Raw genomic sequence first — 18653 nt, forward strand, 5'->3', positions numbered from 1 at the left:
TGCGACCACAATGATATCGCTGTGATATTAGCGGTGCCGCCAACGGAATGAGCGTGCTTATGCGAGCAGCTTCAAAACAGAGGGTCAGTCTGCGCAGATGGATCTGGCGGGCGTTTGCCAGTACGAGCCTGTTGCCACTCATCTTGGTGGAAGGGGTGCTGATCACCGCTTATTTCATCACGAACCAGTCCATTCGAAGTTCTCAGATCGAGCACCTGCATCAAAGTGCAACGCGAGACATCCAGATATCGGTTCAGCAGAATGCATTGTTGGTGCAAGGACAGTTGGAGCGGATCCACAAGGCGATCGACCTCTATGCCAAGTCCACTGAGCATGAATTCACCGAAAACCAGCATCTGGTGGCGGCATCGCTTTCATTAAGTGCCGACGGTGTCCGTTACAGCGCAACAAACAATGGTGCGTCCGCCTCGTTTTATTCGAATGTCACTGCGCCGCAAGATCAGGATCTCTACAAGGTATCCCTCCTGGCGAATCAGGATTTCATGATGAAGCAGTTGAAGGACGGGGATCCTCTGATTGCCAGTATCTATTTCAACAGTTGGGACAGCTATAACCGGATTTATCCCTGGTTCAATACGCTCGAGCAATACCCCCATGATATGGACATCACCCAATACAACTTCTACTACCTGGCCGATGCACAGCACAATCCTGATAAAAAAGTAGTCTGGACGGATGTCTACCTGGACCCCGCCGGCCAGGGGTGGATGATGTCTGCCATTGCGCCGGTCTATAAGGGCGACTTTCTCGAGGGTGTCGCCGGAGTTGATGTCACGGTCGACGGCATCTTGAAGCGAATCGAACAGTTGCAGATGCCGTGGGATGGCTACCTGATGCTGGTCAATAACAAGCTCGATGTCATGGCCGTACCCAAGGCGGGCCAACGTGACTTCTCCCTGCGAGTCGAGAACCAGCCCGTCGCAGAGCCTGTTGATCGCGAGCGTCTGCAGTCCCCGGATTTAAATCTTACCCGTCATCCGGACCTCGCCAGCCTCAATCAGAACTTACCGGGCCATCCGGGGGGCATTGTTGCCCTGACGTTGAATGGACGGCCTCATCTGGTCGCCTGGAATGTGATTCCCTCCACCGGGTGGTTGTTGCTGGCGGTGGTGGACGAAGCAACGGTCATGCAGGAAACCAATCTGCTCGCCAGTCATTACCGCGATGTGGGTTATTTGTTGATCGCGGGGCTGGTCCTGTTCTACACCTTGTTCTTTGCCTTCATGTGGTGGCGGACACGTGACCTCAGTCGCCAATTGAGCGCGCCGGTGCAGGGGGTTTCACGAATGATGCGAGAGATTGGCCGGGGTAACTGGCAACCGGTGGAGAGCCCCTCCGATATCTCCGAACTCTGGTCAATGTCCAACCAGGCACTGGGAATGGGCAGGCAGTTGGCCCAGGCCGAGTTTGTTCGCAGTTCCACACAGCAGCGTCTCGAGTTGGTCATGGAGAGTTTTGCCGAAGGGCTCTGGGAGTATTACCCCCAGCGACAGCGTTTTACTCTCAAGGGCGCCCTGTGCCAGCGTTTCGGCTTTGCCGCCAATGAAGTGCCGATGGCGACACTGCTGGAGAACATACCCATTGAAGACAGGCAGACCTTCATGCGGTTTCTGGAGGAGGCCAGGGGCACTGCCAGCGTGGCGCCGGAAGCGGAGTTCCGGATCAGGGACGTGCAGGGCAAGTTGATCTGGATCCTCTGCCGGGGCCGTATGCTGGAACCCTCGCGGCTTGAGGATGCCAGTGTCGTGGTGGTGGCGTGTGTCGACATTACGACGCTCAAGCAGACCCAGCTGGATCTGCGGGAGAAAACCCTGGAGGCAGAGGCCGCCAGTACGGCCAAGTCCAAGTTCATCTCCAGCATGAGCCATGAGTTGCGTACGCCGTTGAATGCAATCTACGGGTTTGCCCAGCTGGGGCTCATGCAGCCGCCTGACGAGGCATCGCAGCAAACGGCCAACCTGCAGGAAATCATCGAGGCCAGCGAGCACCTCATGCAGTTGGTTGACGATCTGCTCGAACTCTCCAGTCTGCAGGCTGAGAGGCCTCTGCTGGATCTCAAGCCGGTGCACGTGGCGAGCCTGTTATCCAACTGCGCTGACATGGTCCAGCAGCAGATCGCTGCCCACGGCCAGACCCTGCACACCCATGCTCCTCTGGATACATGGCATGTCTGGGCGGATAAACGCCGCCTCAAGCAGGTCCTGATCAATCTGTTATCCAATGCAATCAAGTACAACCGGCCCGGGGGTGACATCACCCTGGGGGCCACGGTTGTCGAGGGGGGAGCCCGGTTGCGTCTTTATGTGACGGATACCGGCATGGGCATTCCCCCGGCGTTGCAGGCCGAGCTGTTCAGGCCCTTCCAGCGTTTGGGTAAAGAGAATTCTTCCATCCAGGGCACGGGCATTGGCTTGGCGCTGTGTCGGGACCTGGCACTGCTGATGCACGGCAGCATGGGCCTTGAAAGCCACGTCGAGGTGGGGTCGACTTTCTGGATCGACATGTGCTCGTCGGCTTTTCCAGCCCCCGGGGGCGATCCCACAGTGTCGGCGATTGGCTTGCCACGCGTGCTGTTGGTCAGCAGCAACCCCAAGGATGGTGAGGTGGTCCGAGAGGCACTGGCCGGTGATTTCGAGTTGCAACGGGTCACCACGTTGCCCGATGCCAGCGTCGTGCTTGATACCACGGCAGTCAGCGTATTGATTGTCGCCACCGCGGACCGTGTGCCTGTGCTGGACACTTTTTTCCGCAGTCTACGCACTAGGATCGCAGAGACTGCCCTGTCGATCGTCGTGGTTCGTGCGGCCGTCGATCACGCTTCGATTAGCCAACTGGAGTGCCAGGCCATCGTGGCTTCTCCCTTGGAGAGGCAGAGTATTCGTCACCTGGTATTGACGCTCGCCACGAAGAGGGCAGATGCATGTTCGCCAAAGTAAATGCTGAAAGCAGGATTGTCATTATCGACGATGTGCCCACCAATCTCCGGCTTCTGGATTCATGCTTGCGAGCCGTGGGCCTGCGCAACATCATGACCTTCAGCGACTCGGGCCAAGGACTGGACTGGCTGATCTCGAACGCCTGGGACCTGGTGTTGCTGGACCTGGATATGCCCGCGCCCGATGGCTTCGAGATCCTTGAGCGCCTCAGCATACGTGATCGCACGGAGTCTCCGGTGATCATCGTAACGGCCCTGAATAACCAGACGAGCAGGCGAAAAGGACTGGAGAAGGGCGCCAACGACTTCATCTGCAAACCCATCGACCTGCCTGAGGTGCTGCTCAGGGTACGTAATTGCCTGGAGTTGGCGCAGGCGGCGAAGCAGTTGCGCGAGGTCAATGTCGAGCTCGAGCGCAAAGTCGAGCTACGTACGGCCCAACTGGCTTCCAGCTACAAGGCGATCAGCAGCAGCTTGAGTCGAGCAGCCAGCTATCGCGACGATGACACGGGGCATCACATTGTTCGTATTGGCGAGTCCGCCGCGTTATTGGCCAAGGCAATCGGCATGCCCTCCCAATGGTGCGACCTCATGAAGATGGCGGCGCCGATGCACGATATCGGGAAAATCGGCATTGCCGACGCCATTCTGCAAAAACCTGGAGCGTTGACACCACAGGAAAGAGAGATCATGCAGGAACATGCCCGTATCGGTTATGAAATCCTGCATGACCCGGACGGCTCTCCCTTGACGGATCTGGCAGCGGAAATTGCCCTGGCGCATCACGAGCGCTGGGACGGCACCGGTTATCCCAAGGGATTGCGAGGTAAGGAGATTCCATTATCGGCAAGGATTGTGTCGATATGCGATGTGTATGACGCCATAAGAATGCCTAGAGCCTACAAACAGGCTTGGGATGTCGAGCGTTCGAGGCGTTACATCACCGATCAAGCCGGTACCCAGTTCGATCCCTCCCTGGTGGACGTCTTTTGTAACCTCTTTGATGAAATAGATCGTTTGCGTTTGCCCGATGCGCGAGAGGGCTGAGATTGTTCTATGAGCGTGCAGCTTTGGTATCTCCACGCCGGTTGCGGCGGGGATTGGCAACGGCCACATGCAGTGTGTGTCGCATGCTACTGGTCCTGTTGTAGCTTGGAAGCGGATCTTTCTATGATGATCTTGGGGCGCTTAGGATTACTCCCTCAATTCAATGGAGCAAGGCACGCTTTATGGAGATCGAATTTCGCGGTAATGGCATGCATGGGAACCCGTCTGTAGGTACATGCGATGAGTACGGTGTGAGCGGGATTACCAGCTTTGACGATCTGACCGAGGCTCGTCGTAAGATTGCAGAATCGCACCCAGGCTTTAAACCTCTGTTCTCGCTCGATGATCTGCACCAGGCTCGATACACGTCGGGCCATGCTCGCAGTCATTTAGGAATGGATGACGCCACCGAGGATGACATCGCGGGGCTGCCTCAAGAATGTTTTGAGAACGGTGAATATGTAGGTTATCCGACCACGAAAGCGGAGTTCGCAATCTGCCTTCGCAATTTCACGAACCTGGTAGCAGCTACGTCTTTCGAAGATGCTTGTGCTCATGGTTTGACGCTTGATGAGCAGGCCCTGCAGGAGTGGATTGGTTATCAGGAAAAACCTGTATCGATAATCGACCAGCCCATGTCAGCGCTTTTGGTACCCGTTCAGGAGTCTTACCAGGCGCTCGCTGCTTTTCCCAACGGTTATTTCACTTCCGATTTGGATCCTGCGAAAAACTTTGCGGTTGCGCGTCATTTTTCAGAAGCGCATGGCTATGAGCTAATGGGCGTAGGTGCCTCTTACATCGGCTTCATTCGTGCTGAGCCGCCTGACCTATCTCTGGCCAATCTTGTTGCGAAAGACTTTTGCGCGCTCTACAACACGAGCGTTGAAAAACTACAAGCACGCATTTTTGCGGTCGCTCAGGCGGTCTCGGGTCGGACTCATCTTTGGCTGCGTTATGTGGAGTGATAATTCCAAACAATCCGCGCCGGCCGCCTTTCGGATCGGTCAACTGCGTTAAGCCCAGCTCAGGAATAAGTCGGATAATCCACGTAGCCACGCTGATCGCCACCGAAGAAGGTGCTCGGGTCTGGTGTATTGAGCGGTAACCCGTCGCGAATTCGCCGGGGCAGATCCGGGTTTGCCAGGAACGCTCTGCCGAACGCAATGATGTCCGCCCGGCCGTCGATCAAGGCCTGTTCCGCCGTCTTGGGGTCGTAGCCACCGGCGATCATCAACACGCCGTCCCATGCTGCACGTAATTGACCGATGATTTCATCCCAGCGTGGATCGAAGTGCTCGTCCTTGACGGTGCCAACCACGGCGGGCTCGACGAGGTGCAGATAGGCCAGCGTCCATTGGTTCAACGAGCGCACGATGTAGCCGAATGTCGCCTGCGGTGTCTCGTCGCCCATGCCCATGAACCGTCCCATGGGCGTCAAGCGTACGCCTACGCGCTCTGCGCCCACTTCGTCGACTACGGCGGCGACTACTTCCAATAACAGCCGTGCACGGTTTTCCAGGCTTCCACCGTAAGCATCCTCGCGCTGGTTACTGTTACTGTTGATGAACTGGTCCAGCAGATAACCATTGCCCGCATGAATTTCCACGCCGTCCATTCCAGCGTCCAGTGCATTGCGCGCGGCCCGGCGGTAGTCGTCGATGATGTCGGTGATCTCTGGAGCCTGCAGTGCACGTGGCACCGGTACATCGCTCCAGACACCGTTGCCATCCGCGTCGACGATGAACGTCTTGCCTGGCACGGGTAACGCGCTCGGGGCAACCGGGCGCGCGTTGTCAGGCTGAAAGCTCGGGTGGGACACGCGGCCGACATGCCAGAGCTGCATGAAGATCAGGCCGCCGCTCTCATGCACCTGGGTGCTGACTGCACGCCAGGCTTGCACCTGTTCAGCGTTGTAGATGCCCGGTGTCCAGGCATAGCCTTGGCCTTGCCGGGAAATTTGCGTCGCTTCGGTAATGATCAACGCGGCGCTCGCACGCTGGCGGTAATACTCGGCGTTCATGGCCGTTGGCACGTCGCCCGGTTGCCCGGCGCGAGAGCGTGTCAAAGGCGCCATCACCACGCGGTGAGGGAGTGTGTAGGGGCCCAATGCGATGGGTTGGAACAGGTGCTGCGGCATGAGGTGTTCTCCGATAGTGGTACAGAAAGCAGGGCGGCGGCGGACGTTGGGTCAGGCACCGGATGGCTCAAGTTAATCGGCGGGAGGGCGTTTGATAATCCGAGGAAAGCCCAACACTGCGTTGCGTGAAGCGCAACGCAGTGCAGGTCAGGACGGTTGCTCCGAGCGGGTCAGGGGCAGGTTCAACCAGCGTCGGCCGGTGGCGTTCGCCACGGCGTTGCCGATGGCGGCGGCCATGGGACCCTGGACGATTTCGGCGGCGCCGAGAAACGGTTGTCCCGGTTGGTCGAGTAGATGAACATCGACCTTCCTGGGCACCTGCGAAAAGCGCAGGATCGGATAACCACTCCAGTCGTAGCTGCGTATACCCCCGGCGTCATAGGCGACCTGTTCATACAGTGTCCAACTGGTGGACTGGACGATCCCGCCCTCCACCTGATTACGCAGGCCATCGGGATTGACGATCTGTCCGACGTCCACCGCCGTGACCACATGCTCGATCTGGACTTCACCGGTCAGCGGATGTACCTGAAGTCGTACCGCGATAGCGCAGTAGCCCATGATGTTTTTGTACCGGGCAAAGGCGAAGCCGATGCCTGCGCCAGGCTCATTGCTTTTTTGCTGCCAGCCAATGGCGTCGCGAACCCGCTCCACCACGGCCCGCGCCCGGGGATCTTCCAGATGAGCCAGGCGCAAGGCTATCGGATCGACCCTGGCCCTGGACGCAAGCTCATCCATGCACGCTTCGATCGCAAAAATGTTGATGTGCGCACCCAGTGAACGCATGGCCGAGGTGCGAAAGGGCATCTGCGTGACAAAGTTCATGTTGATGCGGGTAGAAGCCCGCGTGTAGAGCGGCACGGCGTTGCGATCGCCATCGCCTTCAGGTTGAGCGATGGGCACCGAAGGTGCGGAGGCGAACGGTCGAGCCAGCAATCGCGCTGGCAGCAACCGGCCGGCGTTGACGATGCGTTCGTTGTGCGGCGTCGTCCACAGTTCATAGTTCCAGTCCTGCAACCGACCTTGGGCGTCCAGGTTGGCTTTGACTTCGGTGACCATCGCCGAGCTGTATGGCTCCCATAGATTTTCCTGCTCGCGCATCCATTGGACACGGATCGGTGTGCCGGGTATGCGCATGGCAATCAACGCCGCGTCGGCTGCCGCATCGTCCGCGCCGTTATGGCCATAACAACCGGACCCTTCGGTGTGGATACAGCGAACGCGCTCGGGGGGGAGCTGCATCATTTCGGCGATCCCGGCCCGCAGGGGATACACGCCCTGGGTGTGGCTCCAGACGGTGAGGGTGCCGTCCTTGAACCAGGCCACGGCGCAGGACGGGCCAATGGAGCCGTGCATCAGGTATTGCTTGGTCACGCGCGCCTGATAGCTGTTGTCGGTCGCACCCTGGGCAGTGCCTTCATGGCTGATCGGGTAGGGGCGTGAGGGGAGGCGTTTGAGCAACGCATGAATGTCCGCGGATTCGGGGGTTGCCTGGCCACCGCTCCAGCGCGCCGTTTCGTATCCGCTGCGCATCGCTTTGATCGCTTGCCATTCATCCCGCGCGACCACCGCAAGATAATTGCCGTCGCGAATCACCTGCACAACCCCGGACAGCGCTTCGACCGACGCCGCATCAAAGGCCCGCAGCGTGCAGCCGGGGCGGGGTGGGCGAATCACCCGAGCGTGCAGCATGCCCGGCAGACGGATGTCCTGGACAAACGCGGTGCCACCGCTGACTTTTGCCGGAATATCCAGTCGTTGCAGCGAATGGCCGATCAGCCTGAACGCGGTCGCGGCCGCTGCTGGCGAATCGGACTGTGCATAGCGGTGCAGATCGACGTTTTTGACAGCGTCGGCGTAGGCCATTCGTTGTCCGTTGGGACCGTGAATGATGCCCTCCCGGGTCGTCAACAGTGCCGGTGCAACCTCCCAACGACGCCCGGCCGACTCCAGCAGCAGTTCACGCACTTGTGCCGCTGCGTTGAACAGCGCGGTCCCGCTGTCGAAAATACTGTGGCTGCCAGCGGTGTAACCTTCGTTGGGCGTCAGCGCCGTGTCGGCGGTGAGCAGGTTGATCGCTGATGGAGAAACCTCCAGGCGTTCAGCGGCAATTTGCAGCAAGGCAGTCTTGACCCCGGTGCCCAATTCAACCTTGCCGGTATAGACGGTGATGCCTTCATGACCGACGCGGATCCAGGCATCAAGATAGGGATTGGTGCGCAGGCTGCCGGGCAGATCCGGTGCCAATACCACCGTGCCAAGCGTGTCGACTTCGGTGTCCGCCCACGCACGTCGCGGCACCGGTACCAGGGTAAACGCCATCAGCAAGGCGCCCCCACGTAGGAATGCGCGACGGCTGTGATTGACCTCATTGACCACTGTCATGGCGCGCTCCCGTTTTGCCTGGCGACAAGGCTGATCGCGTCGATGATTCGCAAGTGGGTGCCGCATCGGCACAGGTTGCCGGCCATGTACTCACGAATGGTCTGTTCATCCGGCTGCGGGTTACTCTCCAGCAGTGACTGCGCGCGCATCAACATACCGGCGATGCAGTAGCCACACTGGGCCGCCTGTTTCTCGATAAAAGCCTTTTGCAAAGGGCCGGGATGTTCGGCGGTACCGAGACTTTCCACCGTCCGAACCTGCTTGCCGCCAAGGCCCGCACACGGCGTCACGCAGGAAAATACAGGCTTGTCATCGACGATGACCGTGCAGGCGCCGCATTGCCCCAGACCACAACCGTACTTGGCGCCGTTGAGCCTCAGATGATTACGCAGCGCGTAGAGCAACGGCATGTCCGGTTCGAGGTCCAATGTCTGGGCTGAGCCGTTGACGTTAAGCGTGACTTGAGTCATTTCGTCTCCTGACGTATCGCTTCAAGGGTTGAAGAAAGGTCTGTCCAGGGTTGGTCGGGTCTGGCTTGTCGGCGCAGGTACGAAGCGAGTGCGATGAGTTGATCGTTGTCGAGGCTGGCGGCAAACGGCGGCATCATCGGTCCCGGCATGCCCGGCGCTGCCGGGACACCTTCGAACACGGTTTTCAGGAAATTGAGCGGGTTCGGGGCTTGCAACGATGACGTACGGTCCAGCGAAGGACGCTCGTCGATTTCACGCATCGGTGCGGCTGGCCCATGGCAGCCGGCACAGGCGCTGGCGAACAGCAGGGCGCCAGTGGTCTGATCGGAGGCCCCGGCATCAGCATCTGCGGCTGGGACCTCGGTGATGACAGTTCTGGCGGGCAAGCTCAGCAGGTACTCGGCAATCGCCTCTACGTCGCCGACTGGCAAGCGCGCCAGGCTGAGACTGACCGGGCGCATCGGGCCGGCGGCAGTTCCATGGCCGTCCACCACTTCTGCTCGCAGGTAGCTCACCAACTGATCGTAGCGCCAGGCATTTGCACGACGGTCCATGCCCAGCAGCGAAGGCGCTTCCCAACCATCCACGGTACCGCCGGCCAGGCTTGCGCCGGACTTCTCGGCGCCGATCAGGTTCAGCGGAGAATGACAGCCTGCGCAGTGGCCAGGGCCTTCGACCAGGTAGCGCCCGCGATTCCATGCATCGGATTGCTGCGCCACGGGGGGCAGTGGCTCGCCGTGCAGGAACAGTAAATTCCAGAACGCCACCAACGGCCGGAGGTTCATCGGGAAGCTCATGCGGTTTTGCCGGGCTGGAGCGTGCACGGCAGGGCCACTCATCAAGTACGCATAGGCGTCTTCTATATCGCCTGCCGTCATGCGCCGGTAATGCACGTACGGGAAGGCCGGATACAGGAAGTGCCCATCGCGGGCGATCCCTTCACGCATCGCCCGCTCGAACGCCGGCAGCGACCACTGGCCAATGCCAGTCTGCGGATCGGGTGTGATGTTCGTGCTGTAGAGCGTGCCAAACGGCGTCACCAGCGGCAGTCCCCCCGCCAGGTAAGGGCCGCCGGGTCTCGTGTGGCATACCGCGCAGTCGCCCGCTTCGACGACTCGCGCACCGCGTTGCAACTGCACCGAATCGAAGGTTCGCGGCCGCTCGACGGGCGCAATCGCCGGACGCCACATCAGCAGGGTGGCAGCGATCGCACCTATCGAAGCCAGGACCGCAGCGCCGATCCAAAACGGTCTGGACCTCGTGGAAATGCCGATCATGGGCATCCCAAGCCTGAGGGACGCGCGCTGGACATTGAGGATGGATTCGAGGTCATTGACGGCTCCTTGAACAATCGGAAAAGGGCGCCGATGGAGAGTCCTGCGCCGAGTGCCCAAGGGTAGAGAAGCCCCATGCGCCGGAGTATCAGCGGATCACGCAAAAGCCTGTTGCGCCAACCGCAACACCGCTGGCGTTGCGTGTCGCGCATCACTTCATTGCCCGAACAATGGATTCTCCGGGCAGACCGCTGCCCTTAGCCTGACGATCACTTCCCCAAACTTACCGAGGTGTCATCATGTTCATGAATCCCGCCGCGACGGCCAAGGCCGAACAACCCGCTTCACTTTCCGGCCTGATGGTCGCGTTCCTGGCGTTCTGCTGCGGCGCGATCGTGGCCAATCTTTATTATGCTCAGCCGATTGTCGAATTGATCGCGCCGCAAATTGGCCTGTCCAGCACCAAGGCGAGCCTGATCGTGTCGCTGACGCAATTCGGCTATGCCCTGGGTTTATTGCTGCTGGTGCCATTGGCTGACCTTGCGGAGAACCGGCGCCTGGTGGTGGGCCTCACCCTCGCGTCGGGCGTTACCCTGATGTGTGCCGGGCTGACGCACTCGCCGTCGATATTCCTCGTCTTGTCGCTGCTGATCGGCCTCACATCGGTAGCGGTGCAGATCCTGGTGCCCCTGGCGGCGCACCTGGCGCCGGAAGCAACACGAGGCCGCGTGGTGGGCAACATCATGAGCGGCCTGTTGCTGGGCATTCTGCTGTCGCGCCCGCTGTCGAGCCTGCTGGTGGACGTGTTCGGCTGGCGCGGTGTGTTCTTCAGTGCGGCGGCGCTGATGGCTGTTATCGCCCTGATCACCGCCATTGCGCTGCCGCGTCGCGTACCGACGCATCGGGCGACTTATGCCGCATTGATCGGCTCGGTGTTTGCGCTGGCCCGGCGCCATTCGGTCCTGCGCCAACGTTCGTTGTATCAGGGATTGTTGTTCGCCAGCTTCAGCCTGTTCTGGACCCTGGCGCCCATCGAGCTGATGCGCCACCACGGTTTCAGCCAGGTGCAGATCGCGATCTTTGCGCTGGTAGGCGCCGTCGGTGCCGTGGCCGCGCCCATTGCCGGACGCTTGGCCGATGCAGGTCATGGCCGTCGCGGGACACTCGTTGCGCTGCTGTTGGCTCCGGTCTCCTTGTTGATTGCTGCGCTGCCCGGCAGTGGCTACATCTGGCTTGTCGTGTGCGCGGTGCTGCTGGATTTCGCCGTGCAGCTGAACATGGTGCTGGGCCAGCGCGAGGTGTATTCCATCGACCCGCACAGCCGGGCTCGATTGAATGCCGTGTACATGACCAGCATCTTCGTCGGCGGTGCCTTGGGATCGCTGGTGGCGAGCCCGCTCTATGAGCATTTCGGCTGGAGCCTCTCTGCGATGGCGATTGCGTTGCTGCCTTCCTTGGCCCTGGTGATATTCATGAGTCGCAAGGCAGATGTCTGACCAACAGGCATCGAGGTGCGCGGCGAAGCACAGTCCTGCAAGACGGCGGGCGAACGGTCATGCACAATCAGCTCCGTTCCCTTTCGACCGGATTCCGCTGATGGACAAATTGCTGGCGTTGAAGATGTTTGTTGAAACCGTGCGTTGCGGCGGTTATTCCTCCGCGGCGCGCAAACTCGGAATCTCCACCTCTTCGGTGACACGCCAGGTGGCGGGCCTGGAAAGCGAGCTGGGCGCCAGCCTCCTTAACCGCACGACCCGCAACACCAGCGTGACCGTCGCCGGGCAAGCCTACTTTGAAAAAGCCGTGGCTATTCTGGAGGCCATCGATGAAGCCGATGCCGTGGTCGCCGACCGCGGCAGCGAGGTGCAAGGGCGCCTGCGGATCAGTGTTCCCGTCGAGTTTGGCCGGCGAATCATCGCGCCACATCTGGGCCGGCTGCTCGACCGTCATCCGGGACTGGAAATCAGCGTGTCATTGAGCGATCAGGTCGGTGACCTGTTGAGCGAGCAGATCGATGTGTCCGTGCGCCTCGGCTCGTCGGTGGTCAGCGAGGACATCGTCAGCAAACGGGTAGGGGCCTTCCAGCGCTGGGTCGTCGCCAGCCCGGATTACCTGGGCCGTCACGCGGCGCTGAGTCATCCTGATGACTTGCTGGGGCACCAGTGCCTGCGCTTCGATTACGGTGGATCGCATCATCACTGGACGTTTCAGGGCGACGGGCAACCCCTTCAGCTCAACGTGCATGGCCGGTTGCAAAGCAACAACGCCGACATCTTGCGCGAGGCCGCAATCGCGGGCGGCGGGGTGGCTCTCCTGGCCGACTGGCTGGTGCGCGATGACGTCGCCGCAGGTCGACTGACACGGTTGCTGGAGCATTACGAAGTCAATCCGGGCAGTGCGAGCAGCTGCATCAATGCACTGTATTTGCCCAATCATCGCGGCTCCAGCCGCATCAATGTGTTCATCGATTTTCTTGCGGAGATTCTTGCCTCTGATCGAATGGCCCAATGAGGGATATCGCCGAGATGTGTAGCGCCGGATCCTCAAGTGACGTACTGAGGACCTTCATGACTGGTCGATAGCCTCTTTTTATCACCGCTGCAGAGCGACTATTGATGGGTGTTCGCCTCTTCAGCCGGATAAAACTCGCCTTCCTTGCCCATCTTTGTCAGCCGTTCGCGCGCGATCCGCTCAACGCTGGCCACTGCGGCCTGATCGTCAGGGTTGACCAACTGCAGGCACAGGCGTTGGACATTCTGATCGTGGGCGCCTTCGCTGAGCATTTCGTGGGTGAAGACTTGTGCGCCACGCCAGAGGCATAGCTGGGTATGAGTCCCGCCGAGCCATATCTCGTTGATTGATCTGAGGTCAGTGGTCGCCAGTTGATCCAGGGTAATTGTCTTATCCATTGCGCTGTACCTTACCAATGATTGGTTACAGGTAGACTTACAGGCACAGCGGGTGTTCCCAACGTCGGCGGTTCAACCGCGCCAAGCCAAGGAGTGGCGAACCTCATAAAAAAGTGGACAGTATTTCCAGTAAATAAATCTACCCCCTTCATTGCCGCCCCCTTTCATTGCCAACAGACCGCTATGGTCGAAAGCGGTCAGCGGCGAACGGCAGCTAACGACCCAGAGTGTGTAAAAAGCGCGTCAGCAAATTCTCAAAGCGTGAAGAAATTCGATGGGTTTATTTTCCGAGTTTCGAACATCTGTTTTGGGTCAATTGCTACCAGCTATGACAGGCAGGAATCGGCCAGAAGCAGCCGCCTGAAGGTGTCGACGAAAATTCGGGCGACTCAGCTTTTGTTGATTGACGCGCTATCTCGATAAGGTCGCATGTAATAAGCCCTTGCGTTCGTCAAGGCTTCTGCATTTTTCGTGAGTAAGGTCAGCACCCTACCTTGGGGCTGACATACCAGTCCCGTCCCGCACCTGCATCAGCGCAAATCCCAGCAGATTCAAGCCTTTCCACAGTTTCGGATTATTCGCAGCCGCGTTGTCCTGTGCGAGCCCTATACCCCAGATATTATCAACCGGGCTGGCTTCGACAATAACCCGCGAACCGGTTTGTAGAAGATATTCGTTCAACTGCGGATTCTGGGAGAACTTGGCCTGGTTCGCTCAAGCGACGATGTCGTATCGGTGTTGCAGCCAAACCTTATCATTGAATCCGCGCACGTTGCGGCCAAGCGCTTTGGCGGCATTTGGAGTAGGCGCGTGGAGCACCTGCGCACGAATATCCTGATCGTCGAACAAGGCCGCTTTCTCGGCCATCATGTAGTGTTCGGCTGTCGGGTAATGTTGCCCGTCGACAATGAACCCGGCCTCGAACCATTGGCTGAAGCACGAAGCCGTGACGCCAGTTTTACTACGCTGGTGCCCCCAGAAAAACGTGAAGCTCAGACATTCTCCAGAGTTGAAACGAGCGCACAGTTGTTTCAGATGTTCAGAGTCGTCCAATGACATATCCTCGCTGATTGAAGATCAAAGCTACAGCTATTGTGCTGACCGAGGCAACTACGAAGCTTGGGAGATCGAACGTCCATAGATTGAGGCATAATTGCACCTCTCCAACCTGATCAAGATCAACCGATGCCAAACACTTTGCGAACTTTGGCTTGCTTACCGATGCTTTGGGCCACATTAGCCAGTGCAACTTCGCCATGTACGGGTGATGGGTGCATTGGCGAAGCATCGGCTTCCTTTATTGCACCACTTGATTTTATGGAGGCCAAGTGCTCTTCAGTGAACCCTGGTATGCGGGAGCGATACTCTGCGGTGACCGCTCACTTCCTACAAGATGCGGATGCAAATCTCCTTAAAAAGCTGCGAGCTTCGGAATCCTACGCTCGCGTGTTCGCCGAGATTGAATCGAAGGCAAACTCCTTAAGCTCAGATGAACTTGGCAACGCTTGTGAGCAGTTTTCGAAAGGCCCGCTAGCTTCAAGCCATGATCGGTAATTCGATGAGGTTGGGACGGCCTGAGCGAATGCCATCCTCGACCGCTTCAGCGATATCGCCGGCGCGCTCGACCCTGCGCGAAGCAACCCCCAGGGAGGAGGCGAGGGCCAGGAAGTCGATGGCCGGGTCCCGGATGTCCATGCCGATGAACTGGTTCGTACCGGCACTTCGGTAGTGCGCCTGGCTACGCGCGTAATTTTTCAGAATGTTGTATTCGCCATTGTTCATGACCACAAAGGTGACGGGCAAACGCTCGTGTGCCGCTGTCCAAAGCGCTTGGGGTGAATACATCGCCGAGCCATCGCCGACGAGGCAGACCACCGGGGTGCGGTCCAGGCCAAGGGATGTACCGACAGCCGCCGGCATGCCCCAGCCGAGGATGGCGCTCCGCGTAAACAGGTACTGGCGGGCCGAATGCGAATCCAGGCACGCACGCACATGAGCGATGGTGGCCGGCGCTTCGTCGACGATCCACACGTCAGGGCCGATTGCGCGGACAGCTTCATGGGCCGCAACGAAAGGCGTTGTCACGGGTGTATGGAATTCGCGCTTCGCGCGCTCGGCCACTTCGATTCGGCGGGTACTGCGCTCGTGCGCAGCGACATTTCGCAGCGTCGCGATGGCCTGGCTGTGTGGGGCCAGTATCCGATCCAGTAACGGCAGCAACAACTGCAAGGACAGCTTGATGTCGCCTATCAATCCCAGTGCCGTTCCATGCACTCTGCCCAGTTGGTGGCCATCGCCGGTCAATTGAATGAGACGGCAATGAGGGGGAATCGCCGGGCCTTGCGAGTATTGGTAACTGATCAGCGAATGGCCGCCGAGAAGCAAGACCGCATCGAAATCAGCGAGCGTTTCGCGGATATCGGTAGCCTTGGGCGACAAGGCTCCTCGCCATTGAGGATGAGCGGTGGGGAAGGGGATATGCCCGGGCCAGGATGGCCCGAAGACCGGCGCACCGAGCGCTTCGGCGAGTCTCACCGCTTCCACTTGGGCATTCGACTGGAAGACCTCCTCCCCGACGATAATCGCCAGACGGCCGGGGGGAACCGTCGCCAAGGCGTCAGCCAACGGGTCAATCGCCACGGTCACCGCACCTCGTTCGATTCGCGACGGCTGGCCAGCATCGGCATCGGTGTGTTGCTCCATCACGTTGATCGGCAGCGAAAGGAAAACCGGGCCAGTCGGCCCCGTGCGGCAGTCCTGAAGAGCGCGACGCAGCAGCATCGGGATATGTTCGGGGTGCTGGATTTCCTCCGCCCATTTGACGCTCGGTCGGGCCAGGCTGACCAGATCACCATGAAGCAGCGGGTCGGTCACGCCATGGCGGGTATCCTGTTGGCCCGCGGTGATCACCAGCGGCGTGTTCGCCATCTTCGCGTTCAGGATGGCGCCCATCGCATTGCCAAGGCCTCCTGCAGTATGGAGGTTGACGAAACCGGGGCGGCCGGATGCCTGGGCATAACCGTCGGCCATCGCCACGACGCAGGCCTCCTGGAGGCCGAGCACGTAGTGAATGTCGCAGACGCCCGAGAGCGCATCGAGCAAAGGCAGCTCCGTTGTTCCCGGATTGCCGAAGACATGGCGAACGCCTTCGCTGCGCAGTACGTCTACGAGCAGGTCCGCGCCGCGTTGCCCACGGATGCTGGACGGGACACAGGGAGTTGAAGGCATGGCGCGAAACCTCACTTATTGGAAGAGATAATTTACCCTGCTTTCGTGGCTATCGGATTGCCAAATGGCACTGCACCATTGGTGCGGCGGCGACGCTGAAAGCCCTGGCGCCGGGTTTGATTTGAAGCCTGTCAGTGACTTAACGTCCGCCCATTCTTTCGAGCGACTGGCTTTTGCGCGGCAAATCGCTGGTACGCTTGTCCGAGGCTTTGCGAATCGCATTGCACAAGGCCCGGACGATGGGTACGTAGCTCAGCTGGCTGGGCTGGCAGGCCTGGAGCGCACCCGTTGGGTTGATCAAATGTACCGCGATGTGCCCTGGCAGCCATGAGACGAGTGGCCAGCGGGGCCGTTGGGCGATCGTCGGGCACAGATCCGCCGCCGTCACACCAAATTCAGCAGATGCCACGAATGCGACTCCCATCAGGCACGCGCCTTCAAGCTGGGCGCGTAGGCGACCGGGGTTTTCTACCGCGCCCAGGTCAGCGACAAACACCGTGTCATGCACAATCAAGCGGCCCTCGTCGCTCAGCTCGACATCGAGTACCGCGGCCATGCAAGTCTGCGCATCGCAGTGTGCGGCGATGCCCTGGGTTCGGCGACCGCCTGAAGGCTTGCCCCAATGGCTTCTCGTGGCCGCTTCGGTGATGACGCTACGCATTCGCCGGGCATCGAAACCTGAGCGTTGCGCGGCGCTCTCGGCCCGTGTTGATACCGAGTCGACCAGGGAGAGCAGGTAGTCTTGTTGATCGAGCCTGCATGCAGGGTCCTGTGCGGCCATGAACCGCTGTTCGGCGTGCAGGCGAAGCAACAGGTCCTTACGGTCCAGGATACCGTCTGGCGATGGCCAGATGAATTGATCAAGCGCGCTGTCGTGCCCGTCAGGATGGTTCATTTGCGTTCTCCTTCCGCCTGATGACAAGAGCTCCAGCAAAAAGCAACCGAGGGTGCGGAGTCTCTGGTCAAGCCAGGTTCCTGCGGGAGCGGGCAGGCTCGCTCCCGCAGGTTCACGCTGGCGCCGCAGGAGCAATCCTGGTGTTACTTTAGGCGGAACGATCTGACGTCAGGGTGACAGGAGGCTGACAGGAACATGTCAGGCGATAAAGGGGCCGGGCAGGTGATGCATACAGTTGAGTCCGGCCTTCTTGTCGTCGGCTTGCATCACCCACCCACGTTCAAGCCACGATCTGCGCTGCTGCGCGAGCCCAAGGGGTCGCTGTCCTTGCTGGCATCGAAGGAGACAGGCTGCTAACGGTGTCGAGCCGATGAATCTGCTCGGCTGACAGTTCAACCGACAGGGCTGCGAGGTTGTCGGCCAACTGCTCGACCGAGCGCGGGCCGATGATGGGTAACGACCCGTGCGTGCCGGACCAGGCGATGGCGACTTGACCGGGGTTGACGCCCAGTTCGTTGGCGATGGCGATCACCGTGTCGAGGACCTGTGTACGCTGCTCGCTATTCTCTGCCTGGAACACCTTGCCACCGAGGCCCTCGGCGCGTCCTTTCTCACCCTTGCGATACTTACCGGTCAGCATGCCTCCGCCGAGTGGCGACCAAGTGACGATACCCAATCCCAACGCATGTGAAGCCGGGAACAGATCAACCTCGGGCTCGCGGTGGACCAGGCTATGCTCGAATTGCGCCGCGGCGATCGGCACCGAGTGGGTGAGTTCGGCGAGGGTGACGGCGCGCGATAGCCGCCAGGCAGGAAAGTTGGAGAGGCCGGCATAAAGAATCTTGCCCGCGCGGGCGAGATCCTCGAACCCACGGACAATTTCTTCGATGGGCGTGACATTATCCGGCCAATGCACCCAGTAGAGATCGATGCGATCGGTTCCGAGTCGCTTCAGGCTCGCCTCTACCGAGGCCACCATGGCTTTACGACTATTGCCGGTGACGAGGCGATCGGCATTGGGCTGCGCGCCTTGGGTGTACTTGGTCGCCAGGACGAAACGCTCGCGTCGGCCCTTCAGCAGGGTCCCGAGCAGTTCCTCGGATTGTCCAAACTGGTAGATATCGGCCCCATCGATGAAGTTGCCGCCGGCCTCCGCGTAGGCGTTAAAGATTGCCGTACTGACATCGGGATCCGCGCCGTAGCCCCAGCCTGTGCCAAAGTTGCCTGTCCCGAGTACGACCTGGGACACATTCAGTCCTGTTTTGCCGAAAGATGCATATTTCATGTTTTCACCATTGATCAAGTCGGAACGATATTGTCAGACAGTGTCGGCGCAAAGGCCTGGGCGTCGC

Annotated in this window: 13 protein-coding genes and 1 pseudogene; 5 read left to right on the forward strand and 9 right to left on the reverse strand. The window is 59.6% G+C overall.

Annotated elements, in window-relative coordinates; translation table 11 throughout:
- Positions 1-59: 59 nt before the first annotated feature.
- The 3 genes from BLQ55_RS14545 to BLQ55_RS14555 all read left to right on the forward strand — a co-directional run bounded on the left by BLQ55_RS14545 (position 60) and on the right by BLQ55_RS14555 (position 4968).
- A complete protein-coding gene (locus BLQ55_RS14545) occupies positions 60-2957 on the forward strand; it encodes a sensor histidine kinase (protein WP_092254609.1) in 2898 nt (965 codons plus the stop codon).
- Positions 2942-4003: an HD-GYP domain-containing protein gene (locus BLQ55_RS14550; RefSeq protein WP_092254612.1), complete on the forward strand. Its 1062-nt coding sequence runs from the start codon at positions 2942-2944 to the stop codon at positions 4001-4003. Before BLQ55_RS14545 ends, BLQ55_RS14550 begins: the two co-directional genes overlap by 16 nt.
- A 182-nt stretch (positions 4004-4185) precedes the next feature.
- A complete protein-coding gene (locus BLQ55_RS14555) occupies positions 4186-4968 on the forward strand; it encodes a DUF4253 domain-containing protein (RefSeq protein ID WP_256326580.1) in 783 nt (260 codons plus the stop codon).
- A gap of 59 nt (positions 4969-5027) precedes the next feature.
- Here BLQ55_RS14555 and BLQ55_RS14560 read toward each other — a convergent pair whose 3' ends face one another.
- The 4 genes from BLQ55_RS14560 to BLQ55_RS14575 all read right to left on the reverse strand — a co-directional run bounded on the left by BLQ55_RS14560 (position 5028) and on the right by BLQ55_RS14575 (position 10272).
- Positions 5028-6140 carry an alkene reductase gene (locus BLQ55_RS14560; RefSeq protein WP_092254615.1) on the reverse strand — a complete coding sequence of 371 codons (1113 nt, stop codon included), beginning with the start codon at positions 6138-6140 and terminating at the stop codon, positions 5028-5030.
- A gap of 147 nt (positions 6141-6287) precedes the next feature.
- Complete coding sequence (locus BLQ55_RS14565; RefSeq protein ID WP_092254617.1) at positions 6288-8525, reverse strand: xanthine dehydrogenase family protein molybdopterin-binding subunit; 2238 nt, start codon at positions 8523-8525, stop codon at positions 6288-6290.
- Positions 8522-8995 carry a (2Fe-2S)-binding protein gene (locus BLQ55_RS14570; protein WP_092254620.1) on the reverse strand — a complete coding sequence of 158 codons (474 nt, stop codon included), beginning with the start codon at positions 8993-8995 and terminating at the stop codon, positions 8522-8524. Before BLQ55_RS14570 ends, BLQ55_RS14565 begins: the two co-directional genes overlap by 4 nt.
- On the reverse strand, positions 8992-10272 hold the full coding sequence (locus tag BLQ55_RS14575) for a c-type cytochrome (protein ID WP_092254623.1): 1281 nt from the start codon (positions 10270-10272) through the stop codon (positions 8992-8994). Before BLQ55_RS14575 ends, BLQ55_RS14570 begins: the two co-directional genes overlap by 4 nt.
- 293 nt (positions 10273-10565) lie before the next feature.
- On the opposite strand from BLQ55_RS14575, the gene BLQ55_RS14580 reads away from it, so the two are divergent.
- Both BLQ55_RS14580 and BLQ55_RS14585 read left to right on the forward strand, forming a co-directional pair.
- Positions 10566-11765 (forward strand): MFS transporter, encoded by a 1200-nt coding sequence (locus BLQ55_RS14580; protein ID WP_092254626.1) that lies wholly within the window; start codon positions 10566-10568, stop codon positions 11763-11765.
- A gap of 100 nt (positions 11766-11865) precedes the next feature.
- Entirely contained in the window at positions 11866-12780 is a 915-nt protein-coding gene (locus BLQ55_RS14585; RefSeq protein WP_092254629.1) for a LysR family transcriptional regulator, read from the forward strand.
- Between the two features lie 98 nt (positions 12781-12878).
- On the opposite strand, the gene BLQ55_RS14590 is transcribed toward BLQ55_RS14585, so the two are convergent.
- The 5 genes and pseudogenes from BLQ55_RS14590 to BLQ55_RS14610 all read right to left on the reverse strand — a co-directional run bounded on the left by BLQ55_RS14590 (position 12879) and on the right by BLQ55_RS14610 (position 18586).
- Positions 12879-13178, reverse strand: coding sequence for a hypothetical protein (locus tag BLQ55_RS14590; RefSeq protein ID WP_092254632.1), 300 nt, complete (start codon positions 13176-13178; stop codon positions 12879-12881).
- Between the two features lie 489 nt (positions 13179-13667).
- Positions 13668-14231 (reverse strand): annotated as a pseudogene (locus BLQ55_RS14595) (NADAR family protein).
- Between the two features lie 483 nt (positions 14232-14714).
- Positions 14715-16406, reverse strand: coding sequence for a thiamine pyrophosphate-binding protein (locus BLQ55_RS14600; RefSeq protein WP_092254635.1), 1692 nt, complete (start codon positions 16404-16406; stop codon positions 14715-14717).
- Between the two features lie 139 nt (positions 16407-16545).
- Positions 16546-17301, reverse strand: coding sequence for an aldehyde dehydrogenase (locus tag BLQ55_RS14605; protein WP_092254638.1), 756 nt, complete (start codon positions 17299-17301; stop codon positions 16546-16548).
- A 280-nt stretch (positions 17302-17581) separates the two neighbouring features.
- Positions 17582-18586 (reverse strand): aldo/keto reductase, encoded by a 1005-nt coding sequence (locus tag BLQ55_RS14610; protein ID WP_092254641.1) that lies wholly within the window; start codon positions 18584-18586, stop codon positions 17582-17584.
- Positions 18587-18653 lie beyond the last annotated feature (67 nt).

The sequence above is a fragment of the Pseudomonas sp. NFACC13-1 genome (assembly GCF_900104425.1).
In the GTDB taxonomy this organism is placed as follows: Bacteria; Pseudomonadota; Gammaproteobacteria; order Pseudomonadales; family Pseudomonadaceae; genus Aquipseudomonas; species Aquipseudomonas fluorescens_AA.

What these genes read in the sequence shown, in the direction of transcription:
- BLQ55_RS14545 (WP_092254609.1), top strand. Translation starts at nt 60, where the DNA reads ATGCGAGCAGCTTCAAAACAGAGGGTCAGTCTGCGCAGATGGATCTGG.
- BLQ55_RS14550 (WP_092254612.1), top strand. Translation starts at nt 2,942, where the DNA reads ATGTTCGCCAAAGTAAATGCTGAAAGCAGGATTGTCATTATCGACGAT.
- BLQ55_RS14555 (WP_256326580.1), top strand. Translation starts at nt 4,186, where the DNA reads ATGGAGATCGAATTTCGCGGTAATGGCATGCATGGGAACCCGTCTGTA.
- BLQ55_RS14560 (WP_092254615.1), bottom strand. Translation starts at nt 6,140, where the DNA reads ATGCCGCAGCACCTGTTCCAACCCATCGCATTGGGCCCCTACACACTC.
- BLQ55_RS14565 (WP_092254617.1), bottom strand. Translation starts at nt 8,525, where the DNA reads ATGACAGTGGTCAATGAGGTCAATCACAGCCGTCGCGCATTCCTACGT.
- BLQ55_RS14570 (WP_092254620.1), bottom strand. Translation starts at nt 8,995, where the DNA reads ATGACTCAAGTCACGCTTAACGTCAACGGCTCAGCCCAGACATTGGAC.
- BLQ55_RS14575 (WP_092254623.1), bottom strand. Translation starts at nt 10,272, where the DNA reads ATGATCGGCATTTCCACGAGGTCCAGACCGTTTTGGATCGGCGCTGCG.
- BLQ55_RS14585 (WP_092254629.1), top strand. Translation starts at nt 11,866, where the DNA reads ATGGACAAATTGCTGGCGTTGAAGATGTTTGTTGAAACCGTGCGTTGC.
- BLQ55_RS14590 (WP_092254632.1), bottom strand. Translation starts at nt 13,178, where the DNA reads ATGGATAAGACAATTACCCTGGATCAACTGGCGACCACTGACCTCAGA.
- BLQ55_RS14600 (WP_092254635.1), bottom strand. Translation starts at nt 16,406, where the DNA reads ATGCCTTCAACTCCCTGTGTCCCGTCCAGCATCCGTGGGCAACGCGGC.
- BLQ55_RS14605 (WP_092254638.1), bottom strand. Translation starts at nt 17,301, where the DNA reads ATGAACCATCCTGACGGGCACGACAGCGCGCTTGATCAATTCATCTGG.
- BLQ55_RS14610 (WP_092254641.1), bottom strand. Translation starts at nt 18,586, where the DNA reads ATGAAATATGCATCTTTCGGCAAAACAGGACTGAATGTGTCCCAGGTC.